The sequence below is a fragment of the Marinobacter sp. LM1 genome (genome assembly GCF_042763285.1).
GTDB lineage: Bacteria > Pseudomonadota > Gammaproteobacteria > Pseudomonadales > Oleiphilaceae > Marinobacter > Marinobacter nauticus.
The window spans coordinates 1,266,854-1,286,577 of sequence record NZ_CP114373.1; the positions used below are offsets into that span (position 1 = coordinate 1,266,854).

The 19,724-nt window shown below is 56.6% G+C and carries 14 protein-coding genes; all 14 read left to right on the top strand.

What is annotated here, in order from left to right; translation table 11 throughout:
- The first annotated feature begins 34 nt into the window (after positions 1-34).
- Positions 35-1,270: a DNA repair protein gene (locus OZ656_RS05890; protein WP_153741381.1), complete on the top strand. Its 1,236-nt coding sequence runs from the start codon at positions 35-37 to the stop codon at positions 1,268-1,270.
- A 76-nt stretch (positions 1,271-1,346) separates the two neighbouring features.
- A complete protein-coding gene (locus OZ656_RS05895) occupies positions 1,347-2,231 on the top strand; it encodes an NAD(+) kinase (RefSeq protein WP_011785545.1) in 885 nt (294 codons plus the stop codon).
- A gap of 2 nt (positions 2,232-2,233) precedes the next feature.
- The gene (locus tag OZ656_RS05900; protein ID WP_113878887.1) at positions 2,234-3,247 is read left to right on the top strand and encodes a metallophosphoesterase; all 1,014 of its coding nucleotides are present in this window, start codon (positions 2,234-2,236) and stop codon (positions 3,245-3,247) included.
- Between the two features lie 16 nt (positions 3,248-3,263).
- Positions 3,264-3,938 carry a rhomboid family intramembrane serine protease gene (locus OZ656_RS05905; RefSeq protein WP_379945054.1) on the top strand — a complete coding sequence of 225 codons (675 nt, stop codon included), beginning with the start codon at positions 3,264-3,266 and terminating at the stop codon, positions 3,936-3,938.
- Positions 3,939-4,112: 174 nt separating this feature from the next.
- The gene (locus OZ656_RS05910; protein ID WP_011785542.1) at positions 4,113-4,412 is read left to right on the top strand and encodes a YeaC family protein; all 300 of its coding nucleotides are present in this window, start codon (positions 4,113-4,115) and stop codon (positions 4,410-4,412) included.
- Positions 4,409-5,245, top strand: coding sequence for a DUF2797 domain-containing protein (locus tag OZ656_RS05915; RefSeq protein ID WP_273030610.1), 837 nt, complete (start codon positions 4,409-4,411; stop codon positions 5,243-5,245). The genes OZ656_RS05910 and OZ656_RS05915 overlap by 4 nt, the downstream gene beginning before the upstream one ends.
- Positions 5,246-5,276: 31 nt before the next feature.
- Positions 5,277-7,919, top strand: a complete 2,643-nt coding sequence (pepN, locus tag OZ656_RS05920) for an aminopeptidase N (protein ID WP_278349915.1) — start codon at positions 5,277-5,279, stop codon at positions 7,917-7,919.
- Between the two features lie 205 nt (positions 7,920-8,124).
- Positions 8,125-9,513 carry a DUF1329 domain-containing protein gene (locus OZ656_RS05925; protein WP_011785539.1) on the top strand — a complete coding sequence of 463 codons (1,389 nt, stop codon included), beginning with the start codon at positions 8,125-8,127 and terminating at the stop codon, positions 9,511-9,513.
- Positions 9,514-9,658: 145 nt separating this feature from the next.
- Positions 9,659-10,807 carry a YCF48-related protein gene (locus OZ656_RS05930; RefSeq protein ID WP_011785538.1) on the top strand — a complete coding sequence of 383 codons (1,149 nt, stop codon included), beginning with the start codon at positions 9,659-9,661 and terminating at the stop codon, positions 10,805-10,807.
- Positions 10,808-10,853: 46 nt separating this feature from the next.
- Entirely contained in the window at positions 10,854-13,241 is a 2,388-nt protein-coding gene (locus OZ656_RS05935; RefSeq protein WP_011785537.1) for an RND family transporter, read from the top strand.
- A 187-nt stretch (positions 13,242-13,428) separates the two neighbouring features.
- Positions 13,429-14,412, top strand: coding sequence for a TAXI family TRAP transporter solute-binding subunit (locus OZ656_RS05940; protein ID WP_011785536.1), 984 nt, complete (start codon positions 13,429-13,431; stop codon positions 14,410-14,412).
- Positions 14,413-14,492: 80 nt separating this feature from the next.
- Positions 14,493-17,093 carry a TRAP transporter permease gene (locus OZ656_RS05945; protein WP_011785535.1) on the top strand — a complete coding sequence of 867 codons (2,601 nt, stop codon included), beginning with the start codon at positions 14,493-14,495 and terminating at the stop codon, positions 17,091-17,093.
- A gap of 151 nt (positions 17,094-17,244) precedes the next feature.
- On the top strand, positions 17,245-19,170 hold the full coding sequence (gene thrS / locus OZ656_RS05950) for a threonine--tRNA ligase (RefSeq protein ID WP_014420984.1): 1,926 nt from the start codon (positions 17,245-17,247) through the stop codon (positions 19,168-19,170).
- Positions 19,167-19,712 carry a translation initiation factor IF-3 gene (gene infC, locus OZ656_RS05955; RefSeq protein WP_081432078.1) on the top strand — a complete coding sequence of 182 codons (546 nt, stop codon included), beginning with the start codon at positions 19,167-19,169 and terminating at the stop codon, positions 19,710-19,712. Before thrS ends, infC begins: the two co-directional genes overlap by 4 nt.
- The last annotated feature ends 12 nt before the right edge of the window (positions 19,713-19,724 follow it).

Here is a 19,724-nt window from a genome sequence, read left to right on the forward strand (position 1 = left end):
CGGAACTGAGATTCCCGGGGCACGGAGAAGGTTGATGGTAAATGCCAGCCAGGCCGCTGAAGGTTATTCGGCGGTATTTTTTATGGACGGTAGCCAGGTTGCCCGGCAGATGAGACTGTCGGAATTTGGCGCTTTCCTGGATGGCTATGTTGGTCTGTCAGACCTGGCCGAGACTGATGTCCGGGCGGTTCTCGTCAATCTCAGCACCGATCTGAATGTGCGTTCTCTGGTGTTCTTCCGCATCTGGTTTGATGAGGAGGGGCGCGCAGACAGCCACTGGAATGTCCCCATTGAAGCGCTGGCAGAGCAGGGCGCGAAAGGCCCCAACATGGGGGGCGGCCCTATCAGGCTGGTGTGTCGTAGTCAGTGTCCGGATCCGGAGTTTGCCAATGAACTCTGGGACCCGGACATGACCCCCGGCAACAACCATTTTCAGGCCATTCGCAAGGCGGTTGACGCCAATACTCTCCGTTTTCAGAAGATCGAGCCCGAAGAAGAGAATATCCCGGTACTCACTGCCCCGACCCCGCAATCGAATAGTGACGATGGTAGCCGTGACCGCGCGCGTCTGGCTCAGGTCCTCCGCGAGCAACGGCTCAGAATCAAGACGCTCCAGAGCGTCCATCGGGATTCACTGGCTGACCTTCAGCGTGAGCATCGCAATGAAATGCAGGGGCTGCGCAGTGAGCTGGCGGACCTGGAACAGCGATACGAGCGCCTGAAACTGACCAACGAACAGTTGAAAAAACGCCTGTCCCAGCGCAATGAGCAATACCTCACCATGCAGGAGAAAATGGCGGAGGGCAGTGCCGAACAGGGCAGGGAAGATGCTAACGCCAATGCCGAGACGGTGTTGTTGCGGGAACAGTTGGAGCGCAAACAGCGGGAGCTGGAATTGCGCGACGACAAGATTGTGGCGCTGGAGCAGGAGAACCATGAACTCCGCCATCGCCAGCCTCCGGAAGATTCCCTGCTGGAGCAGCTGCGCACCCAGGCGGTATTCCTGGTGGCCTACCACCCCGGTGTCGGGCATATTACTTTGCCCTACGAAGACATCGACACTTACTTCGGGAACCCACTGGCCTATGCCGCAGAGCGCTGTGGCATGAATGAGCCAGCCTATCGGGAATGGCTTGCCCACTATGAACACCCCGTATGCAAACATGTTGATGACGAAGGCAAAGCCTGTGGCGAGCCCATCATGCGCGTGACCCAGCCTGCCGAATTCGAGCCCGGACAGGACGATCGCTGCGACCAGCACAAGGCCTGATCGGTATCTTTTTTCAGAATCGGCCCGAGTTTCGTTAAACTGTTTCCTGTTTCATTCAGAGACCACGGGACACTTCATGGACCAGTTCAGGAATATCGGCATCGTCGGGCGCATGGGTAGCGTCAAGGTGGTGGAATCTTTACGGCAGCTCAAGCAGTACCTTACCGCCAACAATTACCATGTGATCATCGAGGAAGACACTTCCACCATGATTCCGGGCCATGGTCTGCAGGTGGCCAGCAAGAAGCTCCTGGGTGAGATCTGTGATCTGGTGATCGTGGTCGGGGGCGATGGTAGCCTGCTGGGCGCCGCCAGGGAGTTGGCCAAGTCCAAGATTCCGATTCTTGGCGTGAACCGCGGCCGACTGGGGTTTCTGACCGATATCTCGCCGTCAGATCTTGAAGAGCGCCTGGCCCGGGTTCTTGAGGGCGATTACATCGAAGAGTCCCGGTTTTTGCTGGATGGTCACGTTGAGCGCAATGGCCAGCCATTGGGGTATGGCTCGGCACTCAACGATGTGGTTCTGCATCCGGGCAAATCCACGCGCATGATTGGCTTTGATCTGTTTATCGACGGTCATTTCGTCTACAGCCAGCGTTCAGATGGTTTGATTGTGGCGACGCCGACCGGCTCTACAGCCTACTCCCTGTCGGCTGGTGGCCCGATTATGCATCCGAAGCTGGATGCGGTGGTGCTGGTGCCCATGTTCCCCCACACCCTGAGCAGTCGGCCGATCGTGGTGGATGGTAAAAGCGAGATCAAACTGGTGATCGGCGAAACCAATGAGACCTATCCACAGGTCAGCTTCGATGGTCAGATGAACATTGCCTGTGCCCCGGGGGATATCATCAGAATCACCAAAAAACCATTCAAGATCCGTCTGATTCATCCCACCGATCACAATTTTTACGCGACCTGCCGGGACAAGCTGGGCTGGGCAAGCGAAATAGCAGCGAGTTGATCATGGCGGCAATCAAGACAACCGCACATCGCGGCTACGACGTTATTGGTGACATCCACGGCTGCGCCCATACCCTGGAGCGATTGCTGGAGCAGATGGGGTATCGGAAGCGGAACGGCATTTACCAGCACCCCAGCCGACAGGCCATTTTTATCGGCGATATTATTGATCGTGGGCCGAGAATCCGGGAAGCGTTGCACCTGGTGCGTGACATGGTGGAACACGGCTTTGCCCGAATTGTCATGGGCAACCACGAGTACAACGCACTGGGTTACTGCACCCGGGCACGGCCAGGCAGCGGCAAGAAATTTCTGAGGGAACACAATGCCCGCCACGATCGGCTGATCAAGGAAACCCTTGAGCAGTTTGATGCGTATCCACATGAATGGAACGAATTTCTGGAGTGGTTTTACAGCATTCCGCTGTTCATTGATGAGGAAGGCTTCCGCGTGGTGCATGCCTGCTGGGATCAGACCCTGATTGATCAGTTCCGCCAGAGCCAGGGCGGCGCCTGTATCGACGAGGATTTCCTGCACGCCTCGGCGGCCATCGAATCCTTCGCCGGGCAGGTGATGGATACCCTGTTGCGCGGAACTGACCTGCGCCTGCCGGAAGGGATGTCCATTACGGGCCGGGATGGCTACGTCCGGCAGTTCTTCCGTACCAAGTTCTGGGCAGACGACCCGCAAACCTATGCAGATGTGGTGTTTCAGCCGGATCCGCTGCCGCCGGAGGTGGCCAGCAGGACTTTGCGCGAGGAGGAGCGCAAGCAGCTGATTACCTATCCACTGGACGCGCCGCCGGTGTTTGTCGGGCATTACTGGATGGAGGGTGCCCCCGCTCCGCTCAAGCACAATGTGGCGTGTATTGATTTCAGCGCCGTGAAGTATGGCAAATTGGTGGCCTATCGGTTTGATGGGGAAAAAGTGCTCTCTTCGGACAAATTTGTCTGGGTTGATGTTGACCGGCCGGAGCAGCCCGATTACCCGACCAGCGAAGATAGTGTCGCCCGCTAACACCAGAGAGGTAGTTTTGGATAGTCCGTCGTCTTCCCCGATCACTCCTGGCGGCCGCTGGCAGCCGGCGCCCCGCCATGCTCCTTTTGTCATTGGCGTCATCGTGGTTGCCGTGGTGATGGTATGGCTGACCGGCATGGGGCAGAGCAATTTTGCCGCCGCTATGATGATTGTCGACCCCCGGCCGTTCAGCTGGGATACCTTCAGCACACTGGCCGGGCGCCTGGAAGCGCTCTCTATCACCCTTTCGGGAGGCCAGGTCTGGAGGCTGCTGACGCCGGATTTCCTGCATTTCAGCTGGACCCATATCATCTTCAACTCGGTGATGCTCTGGTTCCTGGGCAGTCAGATCGAATGGATGGACGGCCGGGCACGGCTGGTAGGGCTGTTTCTGGCCACCAGTCTGGCGTCCAATCTTCTACAGTATCTGGTGTCCGGCCCGCTGTTCGGCGGGCTCTCGGGGGTGGTGTACGGCATCCTCGGTTATTGCTGGTTGAGCCAGCGAAGACTGCCGCGTTTCCAATTCCCGCCGGCACTCGTGACCTTTGCGCTGGTGTGGATGATCATTGGCTTTACGCCAGTGCCGGAGATGATTGGCGTGGGTCGCATGGCCAATGAGGCACACCTGGGCGGCTTTCTGGCCGGGTTGGCGATGGCGGCGATCATGCCTCCTCGTCGATACCGAGGCTGAAACAAAAAAAAGCCCCACCAAAAGGTGAGGCTGTTAAAAGAGCTTTTAGCTCCTGATGAGAGAGACCAAATGATACGACCGTTGTCATTTGGTGAATTAATGATAATCGTTATCATTTTTAATTGTCAAACGGTCTTGGCATTTTTTATATGAAGAAACGTTCAGGAGGCGGGAATGACATACGAAGAACTGATTGAGCGGCTGGACCCGACGGTTTACCGCAACCTGAAACGGGCCATTGAGCTTGGTAAATGGCCAGATGGTCGCGCGCTGACCCGTGAGCAGCGCGCTATCAGCCTGGAAGCGGTGATTTATTATGAAGAAAAGCACAACGTCCCGGAAGAACAGCGAGTGGGATACCTGGACCGTGGCGAGAAAGCCGGTACCGCTTGCGATCCGTCTGTGCAGTTCCGCAAAGATCGCCAGGGCAACAACGATGTGGACCCAGATCAGTTTGTTGAGGTCAAGGTTTGAGCGAATCCATTGATGTAACCGGCCGGCTTCGCAAGATGCCGGTCGAGGCCGGCGACCCGGTGGCTTATAACCTGGCCATCGGCGACAACCGCATTACCCTGAATGACCTTATTGGTCATAAGGTCCGGCTGAATTTTGATGGCGTGATTCGCTGTATTCATTGCGATCGCACCACCAAAAAGAGTTTCAATCAGGGCTACTGCTATCCGTGTTTCCGAAAGCTGGCCGCCTGCGACAGCTGCATCATGAGCCCGGAAAAATGCCACTATCACCTGGGTACCTGCCGGGAGCCGGAGTGGGGCGAGGCCAACTGCATGGTTGAACATGTTGTGTATCTGGCCAATTCCAGCGGCTTGAAAGTGGGTATAACACGGGCCACCCAGGTACCGACCCGCTGGATTGATCAGGGGGCGGTAACGGCGATACCGATGCTGCGGGTCGCCAGCCGTTACCTGTCTGGTCTGGTGGAAGTGGCGTGCAAGAACCACGTGGCCGACCGCACCAACTGGCGAGCCATGCTAAAGGGTGATGTGCCGGAGCTGGATCTGGTGCAGGAGCGTGAGCGCCTGTTGGACTTGATCGCAGACGACCTGGCGCAATTGCGGGCGCAGCATGGTGAAGACAGCATACGAATTGTGGACGAAGCCACACTTGGGCTGGGTTATCCGGTTCAGGTATGGCCGGCCAAGGTGAAAACCCATAATCTGGACAAAACGCCGGAAGTGGAAGGCTTGCTGGAAGGTATCAAAGGCCAGTATCTGATGCTCGACACCGGTGTAATCAATATCCGCAAATTTACCGGCTATGAAGTCCGGTTCCGGGTTCTTGACTGAATCCGCCATGTCTTTTCTCTGGAGAGTATGAATGCGAACCAACCAGCCACAAACCATTTACCTGAGTGAATACAAGGTTCCTGCGTATCTGGTTGATCAGGTGGATCTGCGTTTTGAATTATTTGAAGACGGCGCACGTGTGCACAGTACCCTGACTGTGCGCCGCAACCCGGATTCCGCGGAGAGCGCTGCCCCTCTGTTTCTGCACGGTGATAGTCTGCAACTGGAATCGGTTTCCCTGAATGGCTCGCCTCTGGGCACTGGTGAGTTCGAAGACCGTGGCGATGCGCTGGTAGTGCCCTCGGTGCCGGAAGAATTCGAGCTGCAGGTAGTCACCTGGATCGAACCTCAGAACAACACCCGGCTGGAAGGTTTGTACAAGTCCTCCGGTATGTTCTGCACTCAGTGCGAGGCGGAAGGATTTCGCTGCATTACCTTCTATCCGGACCGGCCGGATGTCATGGCGTGCTTCCGTACCCGTATCGAGGCAGACAAAAGCGCCTATCCCGTGCTGCTCTCCAATGGTAACCCGGTGGATAACTGCGAGCTGGAAAACGGACGCCATTTTGTCACCTGGGAAGACCCGTTCCCCAAGCCGGCTTACCTCTTTGCCCTGGTAGCCGGAGACCTGGTGGAGAAAAAAGATACCTTCACCACCTGTTCCGGCCGCAACATTGATCTGCGGATGTATGTCGAGCCCCGCAACGCGAAGAAGTGTGATTTCGCGATGGATGCCCTCAAGCGTTCCATGCGCTGGGACGAAGATGTCTACGGGCGGGAGTACGACCTGGATATCTTCATGATCGTGGCGGTGGACGACTTCAACATGGGCGCCATGGAAAACAAAGGGCTGAATATTTTCAACTCTTCCTGTGTGCTGGCCAGTCAGGAGACTGCCACGGACGCCGCCTTCCAGCGTATCGAGGCCATCGTCGCCCACGAATACTTCCATAACTGGTCCGGCAACCGGGTAACCTGCCGCGACTGGTTTCAGCTGAGCCTGAAAGAGGGTTTTACGGTGTTCCGGGATTCCCAGTTCTCTGCCGATATGGGATCGCCGACTGTGAAACGAATAGAGGATGCCACCCTGCTGCGCACAGCACAGTTTGCTGAGGATGCCGGCCCCATGGCCCACCCGGTGCGCCCGGCGTCTTACATGGAGATCTCCAACTTCTATACCCTGACCATCTACGAAAAGGGTGCCGAAGTGGTTCGGATGATCCACAACCTCCTTGGTGACGAGATGTTCCGTAAGGGCAGCGATCTGTACTTCCAGCGCCATGACGGGCAGGCGGTCACCACCGATGATTTTGTTCGCGCTATGGAAGACGCCTCCGGGCGGGACCTGGGCCAGTTCCGGCTATGGTATGAGCAAGCCGGCACGCCGGTGGTTTCGGTGTCTGATGAGTACGACGAGTCGAGCGGTATCTATCGGCTTACCGTGCGCCAGAGTATTCCTGACACGCCAGGCCAGACCGGCAAGAAGCCGCAGCATATTCCATTTGCGCTCGGCCTTCTGGGCGCCGACGGGCAGCCTCTGCCCCTGAAGCTGAGTGGTGAGAGTGGCGAAGCGCCTCTGGAGCGGGTGCTGGAGCTGAGCCAGGAGGAACACTGCTTTGAGTTTGAGGGCCTGTCGGAGCGCCCGGTACCTTCTCTGCTGAGAGATTTTTCTGCCCCCGTGCGGGTGCACTACCCCTGGACGCGGGAGCAACTACTGTTCCTGATGAGCCATGATCCGGACGGTTTTAACCGCTGGGACGCAGGTCAGCGCCTGGCCGTGGACGTTATTCAGTCTCTGGTGGGGGCTCCGGAGTCTGCCGGGGTGGAGCCGCGCCTGGTGGATGCTTATCGGTCGTTGCTGCAGGACAGCGAGCTGGATCAGGCTCTGATGGCAAAGATGCTGCAGTTGCCTTCAGAGGCCTATCTCATTGAGCTGGCGGAGCAGGCTGATGTTGCTGCCATTCACCAGGCCCGTGAAAACGTGCTTGGTTATTTGGCTGAAGGCCTGCGGGATGAACTCATGGCCTGTTATCGGGGCAACGCCGGGCAGGGCGATTACCAGCTGACGCCTGAGGCCATTGCCCGCCGCAGTCTCCGTAACACCGCGCTGGGCTGGTTGCTGCATATTGGTGATCAGGAAGCGCTGGCGCTGGCCAAAGAGCAGTTCCGGGGCGCTGATAACATGACGGATCGGCTCGGCGCACTGCGAGCGTTGGTGAATTCTGATTTCGCGGAAGATCGTACACAGGCTCTGGAAGCCTTTTACAAGCGATTCAGTGACGACCCGCAAGTGGTGGAGCTGTGGTTCTCGGTGCAGGCCTCCAGCGATCGTGCAGGTCAGCTGCCGCAGATACGGCAGTTGCTCGACCACCCGGCGTTTGACTGGAAGAATCCGAACAAGGTGCGCTCTGTCGTGGGTGCCTTTGCGGCCCAGAACCTGGCGGCATTCCACAATCCTGACGGCAGCGGGTATGAATTCCTTGCCGAGCAGGTATGCCGACTGGATGACAGCAATCCTCAGATTGCGGCGCGACTGGTGGCACCGCTGACCCGTTGGCGGAAGTTCGCTCCCGGGTATAGCAAACAGATGAAATCGGCACTGGAGCGGATTCGCGATAAAGCCGAGTTGTCCCGAGACGTGTATGAAGTAGTACACAAGAGCCTGGCAGACTGACGCCGGAGCCTGGCCCCGCGACTGATGCCGTGGGGCCCTTTGTCTGGCTGTGATTGTAAAGCCGTCGTCACAGCCGGATACAAAATCGCACTTTCGGTCGATAGACAATGTTGCCGGATCGGCTAATCTGTCAGAAAGTCTGCGATTGCATCAGACGATAACAAAAAGGCCCACAGAGGCTTCCAGACGGATTTAAGGTTGCACAATGAGATACAACAAAAACGTTTTGTTTGGCGGGTTGCTGGCTCTGTCCTTTGCTGCTTCGCCACTTCAGGCGGCAGTGTCTTCATCCGAGGCAGCGCGCCTTGGCCAGGATCTCACCCCGTTCGGTTCACCCAAGGCCGGTAACGATGCCGGCACCATTCCGGCGTGGGATGGCGGCCTGACGGAGCCGCCGGCTGGCTACGAAGGCAGCGGGCAGCACCATATCAATCCATTCCCCGACGACGAAGTGCTGTTTACCATAACAGCCTCCAACATGGATCAGTACAGCGAGTATCTGACCGATGGCGTCCGGGCGATGCTGGAAACCTACCCGACCACCTTCCGCATACCCGTGTATCAGTCCCGGCGCACCCACGCGGTGCCCGAATGGGTGGCTGAAAACACCCGTAAGAACGCGGTGAATGCCGAGATTGTGGGTGAGGCAGAGGGTATTGAGGGTGCCTTTGGTGGCTATCCTTTCCCGATTCTTCACGGCAATAACGAAGAAAAGGCCTGGCAGGTAATCTGGAACCACCTGACCCGTTGGCGCGGTGTGTCTGTCACCCGGCGCTCCAGTGAGGTGGCGGTTCAGACCAACGGCGACTACAGCCTGGTGACCTCTCAGCAGGAAGCGTTCTTCAACTTCTACAACCCTGAGGGTGGTGAAGAAGATCTGGACAACGTGATCTTCTACTATCTCTCGTTCACTCAGTCGCCACCCCGTCTTGCCGGTGGCGCCATTCTGATTCACGAAACCCTGAACCAGATCATCAATCCGCGCAATGGCTGGGGCTATAACGCTGGTCAACGTCGTGTCCGCCGTGCTCCGAACCTGGGCTACGACTCACCGATTGCGGCCTCTGATAACCTGCGTACCGCTGATGACACCGATATCTTCAATGGTGCCATGGACCGCTATAACTGGGATTACGAAGGTGTTCGGGAAATCTACATTCCCTACAACAACTACCGGATCGGTGAGAAGGGAACGCCTTACTCTGAAATTCTGGGTATGTCCCACCTCAATCCTGATCTGACCCGCTGGGAGCTGCACCGCGTGCACGTGGTCGAAGCGACCCTCAAGGAAGGTGAGCGTCACATCTATGGTAAGCGTCGCTTCTATGTGGATGAAGACAGCTGGAACACCGTATTGCTCGACCAGTATGACGGTCGCGGCAATCTCTGGCGTGTGACCATGGGTATTCCCAAGAACTACTACGAGTTGCCGGGAGTTTGGACGGTGCTTGATGTGTATCACGATCTCCAGGCCCGTCGATATCACGTGTTGGGTCTGGATACCGAAGAGCCGAATACCCGTGTATTTACCAATGATGTACCAAACACACGGTACTTCTCGCCAGCTTCTTTGCGCAGGCGAAGCGTACGCTGAGGCTTCGGCGCCGGTTTGATCCGGCGCCCGAGGCCACAAGCAGGATGTCGACCGGCGGCCCAGGGGGCTGCCGGTTTGTTTGCGAAGGCTGCTGCCAGTCGTGCAGCAGGCGCATCAGGATTTAACCAACGTAAAGGCAATCTGAATGGCTAAAAGGTTCATGTGCGAGACACTGGGAACTGCCTGCCTTGGCCTCTCTATGGCACTGGCAGCTCCAGCGGCATTTGCACTCGCGGATATTATCGAGACACCGGCGAGGCCAACAGAACTGGCTCCCCAGTCACTACTGACCGACGCAACCCGCGCAGGCGATCGAATCGTGTCAGTGGGTGAGCGTGGGCACGTAATCTATTCCGACGATCAGGGCCAGTCGTGGACGCAGGCCGAGGTGCCGGTGGCGGTCACCTTGACCGCCGTTGATTTTGGCACCGAGCAGCATGGCTGGGTGGTTGGCCACAGCGGTGTTGTGCTGCATTCCAGCGATTCCGGGGAGACCTGGGAGCTGCAGCTCGATGGTATTCAGGCCGCCGAGCTGGTGATTGCCAGCAAGGAAGACCAGATTGCTGAGCTGGAAGAGCGCATTGAACAGGCTCCGGAAGAAGAGAAGGCTGACCTGGAGTGGGCGCTTGACGATCTGTTCTTCGCCCTCGAAAACACCCAGGCAGATATGGAAATCGGGCCGGTTAACCCGTTCCTTGATGTCTGGTTCGAAGACGAGAACCACGGTTTTGTGGTGGGTGCCTATGGCATGATTCTGCGAACCCAGGATGGTGGGCAGACCTGGGAAGACTGGGCGCCGAAACTCGATAACCCAACCAACTTCCACTACAACAGCATCGCCGAGGTAGCGGGTGGTGCGCTGGTGGTGGTCGGTGAAGCTGGTCAGATTCACGTTTCTGTTGACGGCGGCGAATCCTGGGAGAAGCGGGAAAGCCCATACGATGGCTCCCTGTTTGGCGTCACCGGAACCGGACGGGTGAACGAGGTGCTGGCGTTCGGCTTGCGGGGCAACACTCTGCTGTCGACCGATCTTGGCCGTAGCTGGACCATGGTGCCCAATGAGGGCGGCGCCACCCTGAATAACGCGGCGGTGGCCGAGGATGGACGCATTACCCTGGTGGGAAATGGCGGCGCAGTGCTGATGAGCACCAACAATGGTGAAAGCTTCCGCCCCTACTTCCGCAATGACCGGGAAGGTGTCATGGGTGTGGTTCCATTGCCGGGAACCAATCTATTGCTGGTCGGCGAAGGCGGTGTTGAGATTACCGACGCTCGCGGCCGGAACCTGAATTAACGCCCTGGTGTGGCATCAACGGATTAATGGATAGAGGGGTTTTTTAATGTCTGACCCGATGCATGACAGGGGTGAACATTACCTGACAACGCCCAAGGCGGAACCGTTCCTTGAGCGTTTACTTTTCAACAACCGGGCGCTGATCCTGGTCGCCTTTTTTGTGCTGACGCTGTTTCTTGGCTACAACGCCATCAAAATTCAGCCGGATGCCAGTTTTGAGCGGATGATTCCGCTGGAACATCCGTACATCGTCAATATGCTGGATCACCGGGACGACCTGGACAACCTGGGTAACTTTGTCCGGATTGCGGTTGCCGTGGAAGAAGGCGACATCTTTACTGCCGAATACATGGAAACCCTCAAGCAGATCACCGATGAGGTGTTCTATCTGAATGGGGTGGACCGTTCCGGCCTGAAAACCTTGTGGACATCGAACGTTCGCTGGGTAGAGGTTACCGAGCAGGGCTTCCAGGGCGGTACGGTTATTCCGGATGGCTACGATGGCTCCCGGGAGAGCCTGGAGCAGTTGCGCCAGAACGTATTGCGTTCGAACGAAGTGGGCCGTCTGATATCAGACAACTTCAAGTCCACGATTGTGTATGCTCCCCTGTATGAGAAAAATCCGGAAACTGGTGAGGCTCTGGATTACGCAGCATTCTCCCGTGAGCTGGAAGAGAAGATCCGGGAGAAGTACGAAGCACAGAATCCGAACGTCAATATTCACATTGTTGGTTTCGCCAAGAAAGTCGGTGACCTGATTGAAGGTATCGGCTCCATTGCCTGGTTTGCCGGCATTACCATTCTGCTGACCACGCTGCTGCTGTTCTGGTATTCCCGCTGCATCGCCGGAACCCTGGTGCCGATCTTTACCTCAATCATTGCCGTGTTCTGGCAGTTGGGGGCCCTGCGGCTGCTGGGCTATGGCCTGGATCCATACTCGGTACTGGTGCCGTTTCTGGTGTTCGCGATCGGTATCAGTCATGGGGTTCAGATCGTTAATGCCATGGCGGTTGAGTCGGCCAAGGGTTTCGATGCCGTCACCTCAGCTCGTCTGGCGTTCCGGGCTCTTTATATTCCGGGCATGCTGGCGTTGATTTCTGACGCTGTCGGCTTCCTCACGCTGGTGTTTATCGAAATCGACGTTATTCGTGATCTGGCTGTGGCGGCCGGTCTGGGTGTGGCGTTCGTCATCATTACCAACCTGGTGCTGCACGTTCTGATCATGTCTTACATCGGCATCTCCAAAGGCGGTGTTCAGCATGTTCAGAATCATGGTGAAAAGCAGGACCGCAAGTGGCGGGTCATGTCCTACTTCTCCCATCCGGGGGTTGCGCCGATTTCCCTGCTGATCGCGGTGATCGGCCTGGGGCTGGGCATGTACTACAAGCAGGACCTGAAAGTGGGTGACCTGGACCAGGGTGCGCCCGAATTGCGCCCGGATTCCCGCTATAACAAGGATAACGCCTACATCATCAACAATTATTCCACCAGTGCAGACGTGCTTGTGGTGATGGTGAAGACCCCGGAAGAACAATGTACCCAGTACAACGTACTCCGGGCCATGGACAGTCTGCAGTGGGAGCTGCAGAACACTCCGGGTGTGCAGAGCTCCGCCTCCCTGGCTGATGTCTCCAAGCTGGTTACCAAGGCTCTGAACGAGGGTAACTGGAAGTGGTACGAGATTTCCCGCAACCAGACCATCATCAATGCCTCCATTCGTGACGCGCCGGCAGGTTTGATTAATACCAACTGCAGCCTCACGCCGGTTCTGGTGTTCCTGGAAGATCACAAGGCGGAAACTCTGGAAACGGTAGTCGAGCGGGTCGAACAGTTCGCCGATGCCAACAGCAACGAGGAGCATACCTTCCTGCTGGCAGCTGGTAACGCCGGTATCGAAGCGGCGACTAACGAGGTGATCTCGAACGCCAAGGACATGATGTTGCTGCTGGTGTATGGCGTAGTGAGTTTGCTCTGCTTCCTGACCTTCCGCTCCATCAGGGCTGTGGCCTGTATTGTGATTCCGCTGGGCCTGACCTCCATCCTGTGTGAGGCGATCATGGCGGTGTCCGGTATCGGCATCAAGGTGGCCACGCTGCCGGTGATTGCGTTGGGTGTGGGTATCGGTGTGGACTACGGTATCTATATCTACAGCAAACTTGAAAAGTTCCTGCTGGAGGGCAAGACGCTGCAGGAGGCGTACTATGAAACCCTGCGCTCCACCGGTAAGGCGGTTATCTTTACCGGTGTGACTCTGGGTCTTGGTGTTGTGACCTGGATATTCTCTCCGATAAAGTTCCAGGCGGACATGGGCTTCCTGCTGTTCTTCATGTTCCTGTGGAACATGGTAGGGGCAATCTGGCTGCTGCCGGCCCTGGCGAGATTCCTGCTTCGCCCGGACAAGATGCTGGCGAAAGCACGGGCTGCGAAGTCCTGAAAATCGCCCTGAACCAGCAAAAAAGCCCGCCTGTGCGGGCTTTTTTGTTGATAGGTCAGCTGGTTAGCGTGCTAATCCTTCCTTTATTTATGGCCAGAAGTGTTCTATGTTCTAGAACGAACCGGATGTTTGCCCGTATACCCGTGCGGGTAATCGACTATAACTATCAAGAAAAGGAAGAGCACACATGACACTGAAACTCAAAGCGTCCGCTTTTGCCGTTGCAGCCGCCGTGAGCCTGGGTGCCGCGTCCTCTGCGGTTTCCGCGCAGGAACAGCGCTTCGTGACCATCGGTACCGGTGGTGTTACCGGCGTTTATTATCCGGCGGGTGGCGCTATCTGTCGCCTGGTGAATATGGATCGCAAGGAGCATGGTATCCGTTGCTCGGTTGAGAGTACCGGTGGCTCCGTTTACAACCTGAACGCCATTCGCCAGGGCGAGCTGGACCTGGCTGTTGCCCAGTCCGACTGGCAATACCACGCCTACAATGGCACCAGCCAGTTTGAAGATGCGGGCAAGAACGAGAAGCTGCGTGCGGTCTTCTCTCTGCACCCTGAGCCGTTCACCGTGGTTGCCAGCAAAGGTTCCGGCATCAAGACCTTTGAAGACCTGGAAGGTAAGCGCGTGTCTGTGGGTAATCCGGGTTCTGGCCAGCGCGCCACAGCAGAAGTGCTGATGGATGAAATGGGCTGGACTATGGATAAGTTCTCGCTGGCGGCTGAGATCAAGGCTGCCGAGCAGTCCCAGGCGCTGTGCGATGGCAACATTGACGCTTTCTTCTATACCGTTGGCCACCCCTCCGGTGCCATCAAGGAAGCCACCACGTCCTGTGACAGTGTAATTGTTGCCGTTGACAACAAGGCGACAGAAGCGTTGATCAAGGAAAACCCATACTACCGTAAGGCAGTGATTCCGGGTGGCATGTACCGTGGTTCCGACGAAGATGTAACCACCTTTGGTGTGGCTGCTACGTTCGTTTCCTCAACTGACGTTCCGGAAGATGTCGTTTACGAAGTGGTCAAGGCCGTGTTCGAGAACTTCGACAGCTTCAAGCGTCTGCACCCTGCCTTCGGCAACCTGAAGAAAGAAGAAATGGTCTCTGATGCCCTGAGTGCGCCGCTGCACCCGGGCGCGGCCAAGTACTATCGCGAGGCTGGCCTGATCGACTGATCGGCCAGGCATGTCAACAGAGCGGGCTGAGGCCCGCTCTGTTGATTCAGTAAGGTTATTTCCCATCACAGGAACATTCTATGGCAAAGAATGACCCCGGTACCGGGGCGGGAGTTGATGCCAGCAAGGTAGAACAGGTATTGCAGACCGAAACCGGAGGCCGGGCGCTGACCGGGCCTGCAGCGGTTATCCTGTTCATCGTTCCGGTGTGCTGGTCGTTGTTCCAGCTCTGGATTGCATCACCCCTGCCGTTCATTCTGAATTTCGGAATATTCAATTCCACCGAAGCGCGCTCAATCCATCTGGCGTTTGCGGTGTTTCTTGCATTCTCGGCATTCCCGATGATCAAAGGGGTGCATGCCAACAAGGTGCCCATATATGACTGGGTGTTGGCTTTGGCTGCTGCATTTGCGGCTTCCTATCTTTATGTTTTTTATGATGCTCTTTCGCAGAGGCCGGGGGCACCAACCACCATGGATCTCTGGGTGGCGTTGGGCGGCCTGGTATTGCTGCTGGAAGCTACCCGGAGGGCCCTTGGGCTCCCGCTGACGGTTGTTGCGGCGGTATTTATTGCCTACTCACTGGCCGGCCCTTACATGCCGGATGTGATTTCTCATAAAGGCGTGAGCCTGAACAAGCTGGCTTCCCACCAATGGCTCGGAACCGAGGGGGTATTCGGGGTTGCTCTTGGGGTGTCTACCAGCTTTGTTTTCCTGTTTGTGTTGTTCGGTGCCTTGCTTGAGCGGGCGGGAGCCGGTAACTACTTTATCAAGGTGGCTTACGCCATGCTGGGGCATATGCGCGGAGGCCCGGCCAAGGCGGCGGTGGTTTCCAGTGGCCTGAGTGGAGTGATTTCCGGATCCTCCATCGCCAATGTGGTGACCACCGGTACCTTCACGATCCCCCTGATGAAACGGGTCGGTTTCCCGGCAACCAAAGCCGGCGCGGTTGAAGTGGCTGCGTCCACCAACGGTCAGCTTACCCCGCCCATCATGGGTGCCGCGGCCTTCCTGATGGTCGAGTACGTGGGGATTTCCTATCTCGAGGTGATCAAGCACGCCATTCTGCCGGCACTGATTTCCTATGTTGCCCTGATTTACATCGTCCATCTGGAAGCCTGCAAGCTGAAGATGGAAGGGGTAGAGCGGCTGAATCGTCCAACCCTGGCCCAGCGCATGCTGAACTGGGTGGTCATTCTGATTGGCCTGATCGTACTGACCTTCGCGGTTTATTACGGGGTTGGCTGGACCAAAGGGGTGTTGGGTGAGGCCGCGCCCTGGGTGCTTGGGCCGATTCTGGTGATGATTTATGTCGGCCTGGTAGGTTATGCCACCCGCTTCCCGGAGCTGGAGGAAGACGATCCCAATAAAGAAATGAACGAGTTGCCGGAGGTAGGCCCCACCGTTAAAACCGGGCTCTATTATCTGCTGCCGGTGGTGGTGCTGGTCTGGTGTCTGACGGTTGAACGCTTTTCGCCCCAGCTGTCTGCCTTCTGGGCGACCTTGTTCATGATCTTTATCGTTATTACCCAGCGGCCGCTGAAGGCCTTTTTCCGCAAGCATGGCGGATTGATGTCTGAATTCACCGGCGGCATCAGTGATTTGTTCCATTCGCTGGCGACCGGCGCCAGGAACATGGTGGGTATCGGCGTTGCGACAGCAACGGCCGGCATCGTAGTTGGTACGGTGACGCTGACCGGTATCGGCCTGGTGATGACTCAGTTCGTGGAATTCCTGTCTGGCGGAAATCTGCTGCTGATGCTCATCTTCACTGCTGTGATCAGTCTGATTCTGGGGATGGGATTGCCGACAACCGCCAACTACATTGTGGTTTCCACCTTGATGGCGCCGGTTATCGTAACCCTGGGGGCCCAGAATGGCCTGATCGTTCCGCTGATTGCGGTGCACCTGTTCGTGTTCTATTTCGGGATACTGGCGGATGATACGCCGCCCGTGGGGTTGGCCGCCTACGCGGCGGCCGCAATCTCAGGGGCAGACCCTATCCGAACGGGTGTCCAGGGTTTTACCTACGATATTCGAACCGCCATCCTGCCGTTCATGTTCATCTTCAATACGCAGCTGTTGTTGATTGGCCTGACTGGCTGGTTTGATCTGCTGGTTACGGTGTTCAGTGCCGTCACGGCCATGCTGGTGTTCTCGGCGGCAACTCAGGGCTTCTGGTTCACCCGGAGCCGGAAGTGGGAAACCCTGTTGTTGTTGCTGATTACCTTTACCATGTTCCGGCCCGGTTTCTGGTGGGACATGATCTATCCGCCGAACGAAGAACGGCCGGGGACAGCCGTTATGGAATACGTGGCGGATGTGCCTGCTGACGGTGAGGTGGTGCTGAAGGTGTCAGGCATGGCGCTGGATGGCAGTGATGTCACCACCTACGTCGAGCTTGAGATCCCTGAAGGTGAAACCGCGCAGGAGCGCCTGGCGGGTGCAGGACTGGAAGTGTCAGAGCAGGGCGGTGATCTGGTGGTGGATTTCGTCAACTTTGGCAGTGCCGCGGAAGATGCCGGTATCCAGTTTGGCTGGACCATTGATGCAGTCCAGATTGAGCTGGAGCGGCCACCAAAAGAGTTGATGTTTATCCCGGCACTGTTACTGTTGGGCCTGGTCGCTTTCGGACAGCTCAGGCGCAAGGCACGGGAGGATGCTCAACCCCAGCCGGCCTGATTGGCTTCGGCTCCGTAAAAACCCGGCGTTGCTGCCGGGTTTTTTTCTGTTAGACTCCCCCTCAAATCCGGCTCGCGGTTTGTGTCGCGCAGCCCGGCAACCAAGTGATCTTTGGTATAGATCACCGCTGAGAAACCACGAGGAGATCATCATGCCCGTCATTACCCTGCCAGATGGCAGTCATCGCAGTTTTGCTGAACCCGTAACCGTACACGACGTTGCCGCAGACATTGGCGCGGGCCTGGCCAAAGCGGCCCTGGCCGGAAAGGTTAACGGAAAGCTTGTGGATACCAGCCACCTGATTGAAAACGATACAGAGCTGGCGATTGTGACGGAGCGTGATGAAGACGGCGTGGATATTATTCGCCACTCCACTGCTCACCTGATGGCCATGGCGGTTCAGGAGCTGTTCCCTGGCGCCCAGGTCACCATCGGTCCGGTAATCGAGAACGGCTTCTACTACGACTTCAAATATGAGCGCCCGTTTACCAATGAAGACATGGCGCGCATTGAAAAGCGTATGGAAGAACTCGCGAAACAGGATCTGCCGGTTTCCCGCTCCATTATGTCCCGGGACGAAGCGATCAAGCTGTTTAACGAGATGGGCGAGGAGTACAAGGTTCGCATCATCGAAGACATTCCGGGAGAGGAAGACCTGTCATTCTATCGTCAGGGCGACTTCATCGATCTGTGTCGTGGTCCTCACGTGCCCAGCACCGGTAAGCTCAAGGCCTTCAAGCTGACCAAGGTGGCCGGTGCCTATTGGCGTGGCGATACCAGTAATGAGCAGCTGCAGCGTATCTACGGTACTGCCTGGGGTAACAAGAAAGACCTCAAGGCCTACCTGCACCGCCTGGAAGAAGCTGAAAAAAGGGATCATCGCAAGATTGGCAAGAAGCTGGGCCTGTTCCACATGCAGGAAGAAGCCCCGGGTATGGTGTTCTGGCATCCGGATGGCTGGTCCCTCTATCAGGAGGTGGAACAGTACATGCGTGCCCAGCAGCATAAGCATGGCTACAAGGAGATCAAGACACCTCAGGTGGTGTCGCGGACCCTGTGGGAAAAGTCCGGCCACTGGGACAAGTTCAAGGACGACATGTTTACCACTGAGTCCGAGAAGCACGATTACGCCATCAAGCCCATGAACTGTCCGTGTCACGTGCAGGTGTTTAATCAGGGCCTGAAGAGCTACAAGGATCTGCCGCTGCGCCTGGCCGAGTTTGGCTCCTGCCACCGGAATGAAGCTTCTGGCGCGTTGCATGGACTGATGCGGGTGCGTGGTTTTACCCAGGATGATGCCCATATCTTCTGTGAGGAAGATGCTATCCAGGAAGAAGTGTCTGCATTTATTGCCATGTTGCACGAGATATATGCAGACTTCGGCTTCAGTGAAATCCTTTACAAGCTGTCCACCCGCCCTGAAAAGCGGGTCGGGTCGGACGAAGTCTGGGACAAATCCGAGGCAGCGCTCGAGCAGGCGCTGAACCGTGAAGGGGTTGACTGGGAGCTGTTGCCGGGCGAAGGTGCCTTCTACGGCCCGAAGATCGAGTTTTCTCTGAAAGATTGCCTCGGTCGGGTGTGGCAGTGTGGTACCATCCAGGTCGACTTCTCGATGCCGGGTCGTCTGGGGGCGCAGTATGTGGCCGACAATTCCGAGCGCAAAACGCCGGTTATGCTGCATCGGGCTGTACTGGGTTCCTTTGAGCGCTTCATCGGTATCCTGATCGAGGAGTACGAGGGTGCTTTCCCAACCTGGCTGGCACCGACACAGGTTGCTGTCCTGAATATTACCGATAAACAGCGTGATTACTGTCAGAATCTGGCCAAAAAACTGGATTCTTTAGGCTATCGGGTTAATGCTGACTTGAGAAACGAGAAGATCGGCTTTAAAATCCGCGAGCATACTCTAAATAAGGTTCCCTATCTGGTTGTTGTTGGCGATAAAGAAATCGAGAACAACGCCGTTGCCGTCCGGACACGTAAGGGCGAAGACCTGGGAACCATGTCGGTCGACGATTTTGAAAAGCTGCTTGCAGCCGACGTCGAGCGCAAAGGTAGAACCAAAACGGAGATCTGATTATTAAACAGCGAGCGAATCGGGGTGGGCGCGCACCCAAGGCGCCTATCAATGAGAATATTGACGCAACTGAAGTCCGACTGATTGATGCCGAAGGCAATCAGGTCGGGATTGTTCCGATCGAAGACGCCCTGCGTATGGCGGAAGAGGCGACCCTGGATCTGGTACAGGTTACGGATTCCGATCCGATCGTCTGTAAGATAATGGACTACGGCAAGAAGATCTTTGAAGAGAAAAAGGCCAAGGCGGCTGCCAAGAAAAAGCAGAAGCAGACGCAGGTCAAAGAGCTGAAGTTCCGACCAGGAACGGAAGAAGGGGATTATCAGGTCAAACTACGCAACCTGGTACGTTTCCTTGAGAACGGGGACCGCGGCAAGATCACAATCCGGTTCCGTGGACGTGAGATGGCACACCAGGAAATTGGTATGAAGCTCATGCAGCGGATTGAGGAAGATGTGGCAGAAATAGCCCAGGTTGAGATGCGGCCGAAAATGGAAGGCCGGCAGATGACCATGGTTATCGCACCCCGCAAGAAGAAGTGAACCTGATCCCGT